This window comes from Stenotrophomonas sp. S39 (assembly GCF_016624665.1).
GTDB lineage: Bacteria > Pseudomonadota > Gammaproteobacteria > Xanthomonadales > Xanthomonadaceae > Stenotrophomonas.
Genome location: NZ_JACVTT010000154.1, coordinates 1 through 6422 on the forward strand (window position 1 = coordinate 1; position 6422 = coordinate 6422).

Annotated in this window: 4 protein-coding genes; 3 read left to right on the forward strand and 1 reads right to left on the reverse strand. The window is 68.7% G+C overall.

Translation table 11 applies throughout. The annotated features are described in order from the left end of the window. Positions 1-171 precede the first annotated feature (171 nt). Positions 172-786, forward strand: coding sequence for a DUF938 domain-containing protein (locus IAE41_RS21545; protein ID WP_200734502.1), 615 nt, complete (start codon positions 172-174; stop codon positions 784-786). Between the two features lie 46 nt (positions 787-832). Here IAE41_RS21545 and IAE41_RS21550 read toward each other — a convergent pair whose 3' ends face one another. Then, positions 833-4519 carry an indolepyruvate ferredoxin oxidoreductase family protein gene (locus IAE41_RS21550; protein ID WP_200734503.1) on the reverse strand — a complete coding sequence of 1229 codons (3687 nt, stop codon included), beginning with the start codon at positions 4517-4519 and terminating at the stop codon, positions 833-835. A gap of 168 nt (positions 4520-4687) precedes the next feature. Between IAE41_RS21550 and IAE41_RS21555 the strand changes: the two genes are divergently transcribed. Beyond that, the gene (locus tag IAE41_RS21555) at positions 4688-5323 is read left to right on the forward strand and encodes a tetratricopeptide repeat protein (protein ID WP_200734504.1); all 636 of its coding nucleotides are present in this window, start codon (positions 4688-4690) and stop codon (positions 5321-5323) included. Between the two features lie 85 nt (positions 5324-5408). Continuing rightward, positions 5409-6314: an AEC family transporter gene (locus IAE41_RS21560; protein ID WP_200734505.1), complete on the forward strand. Its 906-nt coding sequence runs from the start codon at positions 5409-5411 to the stop codon at positions 6312-6314. Positions 6315-6422 lie beyond the last annotated feature (108 nt).

Consider the following 6422-nt stretch of genomic DNA (forward strand, 5'->3'; position numbering starts at 1 on the left):
GTGGTTGTCGCGTCGCCCCCCCCCCCCCCCCCCCCCCCCCCCCCGCCAACCCACGGAAAGCCCGTCGTTGACGTTGACGTTGCTGTGGCTTGAAGCAGGTGCAGGGCTGCAAGCCCTGCCCAGAACACCCCCCTCGTGCACAATGGGCCGACCCCGCCTGGACGTTCCCCGATGTCGAGCAAGCCGTATTCAGAAGCCTGCGAACGCAACCGCGAACCCATCGCGGCCGCGCTCGACCCATGGATGGGCGACCGGCATCGGGTGCTGGAGATCGGCAGTGGCACCGGCCAGCATGCGGCCTTCTTCGCCGAGCGCTGGCCGTGGCTGCGCTGGCAGCCCAGCGACCACCCGGATCATCTGCCCGGCATCGAGGCCTGGCGCGCCGAGGCCGCGCTGCTCAACCTGCTGCCGCCGGTGCCGCTGCAGGTGGAACTGCCGCCCGCAGCGGGCCTGACGCTGCCCGCAGGCAGCACGTTCGATGCAGCGTTCAGTGCCAATACCCTGCACATCATGGGCTGGCAGCACGTGCAGGCGTTGTTTGCCGCGCTGCCGCCGCTGCTGCGCCACGGTGCGCTGCTGGCGGTCTACGGCCCGTTCAACTACGGCGGCCGTTACACCAGCGACAGCAACGCGCAGTTCGATGCCTGGCTGAAGGCGCGCGACCCGCGCAGCGGCATCCGCGACAGCGAAGCGGTGCAGGCGCTGGCCGAGGACAACGGCTTCACCCGCCTGCGCGACGTGGCGATGCCGGCCAACAACCGCCTGCTGCTGTGGCGGCTGGGCTGAACCGCGGGTAGTGCCGGCCGCTGGCCGGCAACCAATTCCGCGGCCTTCAAGCCACCTGCACGATGTGCAGCGCCTTCGGGTTGCGCCACTGCGCCAGCAGCGCCGCTTCCCGCGCCTTGGCCTGCGCGAAATGCGCTTCCTTGACGTGGCCGAAGCCGCGGATGTGCTCGGGCACGCTGGCGATTTCCACCGCCAGTGCCAGGCGGCCGTCTTCCAGGCCTTCCAGCAGCTGCTGCACGGTGGCTTCGTAGTCGGCAATCAGCTGGCGCTCCATGCGGCGTTCTTCGGTACGGCCGAACACATCCAGGCGGCCGCCACGCAGGAACTTCAGCTTCGCCAGCAGGCCGAAGGCTTTGAACATCCACGGGCCGTATTCCTTCTTCAGCAACCGGCCCTGCTCATCCTTCTTGGCGAACAGCGGCGGCGCCAGGTGGAAGCGCAGCTGGTAATCGCCCTCGAACTGCTGCTGCAGGCGGCGCTGGAAGTCGCCGCTGGTGTACAGGCGGGCCACTTCGTACTCGTCCTTGTAGGCCATCAGCTTGAACAGGTAGCGGGCCACGGTCTCGGTCAGCGCCGTGGAACCGCCGATGCGCTCGGCCTCGGCGGCGCGCACGCGCTCGACCAGGCTGCGGTAGCGGTTGGCATAGGCGGCATCCTGGTACTCGACGAGGAACGCGCTGCGGCGCTCGATCATTTCATCCAGCGAACGCGACAGCCGCGCGTCGTCCAGCGGCAGGAAGGCCACGTCGCCACCGTGCGAGGGCAGGCCGCGCAGTTCGCGTTCGTCGGCGGTGTTGCGCGGTGCGGCGGTGGCGCCCCATTCGTTGCCTTCCCATTCGCCCGGCGGCAGCGGGTGCAGCGGGCCCGGGGTGGATTCGGTATCGGTGTGGCGGTTGCGCACCAGGCCGGCCGCCTGCTGCACGGCCTGCGGGTCGACCACGGCCAGGCGGCCCCAGGCGAACGCCTGCTGGTTCATCGCCACGGCCGCGCCGTTCAGTTCAATGGCACGCATCAGCGAGTCGAACGACAGCGGCACCAGGCCCTGCTGCCACGCGTAGCCGAGGATGAACAGGTTGGCGGCGATGGCATCGCCCAGCAGCGCGGTGGCCAGTTGGGTGGCGTCCAGCTGCAGCGGTTCCTGGCCGCCCAGCGCCACGCGCACGCCGGCCACGATGTCGGCGGCCGGGAACTGCATGTCGGGGCGGGTGGTGAAGGTGCCCGGCATCGCCTCATAGGTGTTGAGCACGACCTGCGAACGGCCGGCGCGCACCTTCGACAGCGCCCAGTAATCGTTCACCACCACCATGTCGCAGCCCAGCACCAGGTCGGCCTCACCGGCGGCGATGCGCACGGCGTGGATGTCGTCCGGGCGGCGGGCGATGCGGATGTGCGTGGTCACCGCGCCACCCTTCTGCGCCAGGCCGGTCTGGTCGAGCACGGTCGCGCCCTTGCCTTCCAGATGGCCGGCCATGCCCAGCAGCGCGCCGATGGTCACCACGCCGGTACCGCCGACGCCGGTGATCAGGATGTTCCAGGGCTGTTCCAGCGTGCCGCGGATGGTCGGCGCCGGCAGGTTGTCCAGCAGGGTGGAGGCATCGCGCTTGCTGCCCTTGCGCGGCTGGCCACCGTGCACGGTGACGAAGCTCGGGCAGAAGCCATTCACGCAGGAATAGTCCTTGTTGCAGTTGGACTGGTCGATCTCGCGCTTGCGCCCGAACTCGGTCTCCTTCGGCAGCACCGACACGCAGAAGCTCTTCTTGCCGCAGTCGCCGCAGCCTTCGCAGACCAGCGAATTGATCAGCACGCGCTTCTGCGGGTCTTCCAGCTTGCCGCGCTTGCGGCGGCGGCGCTTCTCGGTGGCGCAGGTCTGTTCGTAGATCAGGATCGAAACACCCTTCACTTCACGCAGGCGCTTCTGCACGGCATCCAGTTCGCTGCGGTCGTGGAACTCGACGTCGCTGGGGAAATGCTCGCGCTGGCCGGTCCACTTGCCGATGTTGTCCGACAGCACCACGATGGTGTGGATGCCCTCGGCGCGCATCTGCCTGGCGATGTCGGGCACGCTCAGCGGGCCGTCCACCGGCTGGCCGCCGGTCATCGCCACCGCATCGTTGTAGAGGATCTTGTAGGTGATGTTGACGCCGGCGGCGACCGCCTGGCGGATCGCCAGCGAGCCGCTGTGGAAATAGGTGCCGTCGCCCAGGTTCTGGAATACGTGCGCGGTGTCGGTGAACGGCGCCTGCCCGGCCCAGGTCACGCCTTCGCCGCCCATGTGGGTGAAGGTGTCGGTGCTGCGGTCCATCCAGGTCACCATGTAATGGCAACCGATGCCGGCCAGCGCCCGCGAACCTTCCGGCACCTGGGTGGAGGTGTTGTGCGGGCAGCCCGAGCAGTAGTGGGGCACGCGCGGGAAGCTGGCGCGCGGCAACGCAAGCTCGGCTTCCTTTTCCTGCATCCACTGCAGGCGCTGCTCGATCGATTCGTTGTTGAAGAACTTCTGGATGCGGCGGCCGATCACGCCGGCGATGGTGGCCGGGGTCAGTTCGCCGGTGGACGGCAGGATCCACTCGCCGCTCTCGTCGTACTTGCCGACGATGGACGGGCGCTGGCCCCCGCTCACCGGCCAGTTGAAGAACTGTTCCTTCATCTGGCGCTCGATGAAGGCGCGCTTCTCCTCCACCACGATGATGTCTTCCAGGCCCTGGGCGAAGCGGGCGATGCCCTCCGGCTCCAGCGGCCAGGTCATGCCGACCTTGTACACGCGGATGCCGATGTCGGCGCAGGCCGCTTCGTCCAGGCCCAGGTATTCCAGCGCCTGCAGCACGTCCAGGTAGCTCTTGCCGGTGGTGACGATGCCCAGCCGCGCGCGCGGCGCGTCCATCACCACCTTGTCGATGCCGTTGGCACGGGCAAAGGCCTGGGCTGCCTTCACCGCATAGCGGTGCAGGCGCATTTCCTGGTCCAGCGGCGGGTCCGGCCAGCGGATGTTGAGGCCGCCGCTGGGCATGTCGAAGTCTTCGGGCAGCACGATGCGCCGGGCCAGCGGATCGACCTCGACCGAGGCCGACGATTCCACCGTCTCGGCGATGGTCTTGAAGCCGACCCAGCGGCCGGTGTAACGGCTCATCGCCCAGCCCAGCAGGCCCATGTCGAGGATGTCCTGCACGCCGGCCGGGTTCAGCACCGGCATCATCGCGCTGACGAATTCGTCCTCGCTGCCATGCGGCAGGGTCGAGCTGCGGCAGGCATGGTCATCGGCAGCCAGCGCCAGCACGCCGCCGTATCGCGAGGTGCCGGCGGCATTGGCATGCTTGAACACGTCGCCACAGCGGTCCACGCCGGGGCCTTTGCCATACCACATGCCGAACACGCCCTGCACGTTGGCGCCGGGGAACAGGTTGGTCTGCTGCGTGCCCCACACCATGGTGGCGCCCAGGTCCTCGTTCAGGCCCGGGGTGAACTTCACCTTGGCCGCTTCCAGGTGCTGGCGCGCGCGCCACAGCTCCAGGTCGAAGCCACCCAGCGGGCTGCCGCGGTAGCCACTGACGAAGCCGGCGCTGTCGATGCCCTCGTGCGCATCACGCAGGCGCTGCATCAGCGGCAACCGCACCAGCGCCTGCACGCCACTCAGGTAGATCCGCCCCTCGTTGCGGGTGTATTTGTGGTCGAGCGTGTAATCACGGTCGATCAGGTCGGCGGAAGAGGGCGAAGTGAGTTGCGCGGTACTGGTCATGGCTGGCCCGGTAGGATCGGCTGGCACCGGCCGCGTGCGGGCACGCGGCGGGAAAGGCGCGGATTGTAACAGTGGGGCCCGGAAGGCCCGGCACTCGCATCGGTGGCCGTGCTGGGGTTAGGATCGGGGTGAGAGGGGAGGTTGGTGTTTCAACCTGGGGGATTTTTGATGTCAGTTGCAGGAAAGTTCGTGGCCGGCGTGCTGCTGGTCTCGGGCGCGGCGTGCGCGTGGGCCGCACCGGCATTGCCGGTACCGCAGGAGTTCTATTTTGACAATGATGCTGCCGCCGCGCCGATCATCGTGGTGGCCGGCAGCGGCGACGACCTGGTCGCGCAGCTGCTGAAGCAGCGCGAGCGTGGGCGCAAGACGCTGGAGGCCTCGGTGCAGCTGGCCTCGGTGGCCATCGCGCAGGGCCGTGCGGAGCTGGGCGAACAGCTCTACCGCGAGGCGCTGGCCGAAGCCTCCGTGCAGAGCAGCCTGGGCCGCAGCGTGCGCTGGAACTACGGCTGGGACCTGCTGCGCCAGGGCCAGGCACTGGCTGCGCTGGAACAGTGGCAATCGGTGGCCAACAACCTGCGCAGCAACGCGGCCTGGATTCCGCCGACCTACGCGCTGGCGTTGTGGCGGGCCGGCCAGCAGCAGGAAGCGGTGAAGTGGTATGCCGCCGCCGTGCGCACCGAGCCCAGCCAGTGGAGCGACAGCAGCCGCTATGCGCAGCTGCTGCCGGGCTGGCGCGATGATGAGCGGGCCAGCCTGGCTGAAGTGCAGCAGGCCTGGGCCGCGGCGCCGCCGGCCTGGCCGTGAGCCACGACCGCAGGCGCTTGCCGCCTGCGGTGCTGCATCGCACAATCGAAAAGGTCGCAGGCATCTGCCTGAGGGGGAGATGCCCATGGCCTTTGATGCGTTCGCCCTGATCCTGGCCATGCTCGGGCTGGGCATGCTGTTCGCCCGCCTGCGCGCGTTGCCGGACAACGCCGCCGAGACGCTGAACAAAGTGGTGCTGTACGTCTGCCTGCCCGCGGCGGTGCTGACCTACGTGCCGCGCCTGCAGCTGGATGCCAGCCTGCTGGGGTTGATGGCCACGCCGTGGCTGCTGATGCTGGCGACCTGGGCGCTGGTCAGCCTGGCGACCCGCGTGTTCGGCTTCGCCCGCGACGTGCACGCGGTGCTGCTGATCTGCGTGGCCCTGGCCAACTCCAGTTTCATCGGCTACCCGATGGTGCGTGCGCTGCTGGGCGATGCGGCGCTGCCCTATGCCGTGGTCTACGACCAGTTCGGCACCTTCCTGTTGTTGTCGACCTTTGGCCTGCTGGTGCTGGCGCGCTACAGCGGCGACCGCCCGCCGACCGCCCTGCAGGTGCTGGCCCGCATTGGCCGCTTCCCGCCGCTGTGGGCGTTGCTGTTCGCCCTGTTGCTGATGCCGGCGCAGCCACCGTCGTGGATCGGCACCGCGCTGAAGCAGCTGGCCGATGCGATGCTGCCGCTGGTGATGCTGGCGGTGGGGCTGTCGATCCAGCTGCGCCTGCGCCGCGAGGAGCTGCGGCCGTTGGCGGTGGGCCTGCTGTTGAAGCTGCTGGTGCTGCCGGCGCTGGCATTGCCGCTGTCGTGGGCGCTGGGCATGCAGGGGATGATGTTGAAGGCCAACGTCCTGGAATCGGCGATGCCGACGATGATCACCGCTGCCGCGCTGGCGATCTCGCACCGGCTGGCGCCACGGCTGGCGGCGGCGCTGGTGGGGTATGGGATCGTGCTGTCGCTGGTGACGCTGCCGGCGTGGATGTGGGTACTGGGGTGATGGTTGTCGGCAGGGCTTGCAGCCCTGCACCCGCTTCAAGCCACGGCAACGGCAACGTCAAAAGCTGGCTTTCCGTGGGATGGCGGGGTGGGTCCGGTTGAGGGGGAC

What these genes read in the sequence shown, in the direction of transcription:
- IAE41_RS21545 (WP_200734502.1), top strand. Translation starts at nt 172, where the DNA reads ATGTCGAGCAAGCCGTATTCAGAAGCCTGCGAACGCAACCGCGAACCC.
- IAE41_RS21555 (WP_200734504.1), top strand. Translation starts at nt 4,688, where the DNA reads ATGTCAGTTGCAGGAAAGTTCGTGGCCGGCGTGCTGCTGGTCTCGGGC.
- IAE41_RS21550 (WP_200734503.1), bottom strand. Translation starts at nt 4,519, where the DNA reads ATGACCAGTACCGCGCAACTCACTTCGCCCTCTTCCGCCGACCTGATC.
- IAE41_RS21560 (WP_200734505.1), top strand. Translation starts at nt 5,409, where the DNA reads ATGGCCTTTGATGCGTTCGCCCTGATCCTGGCCATGCTCGGGCTGGGC.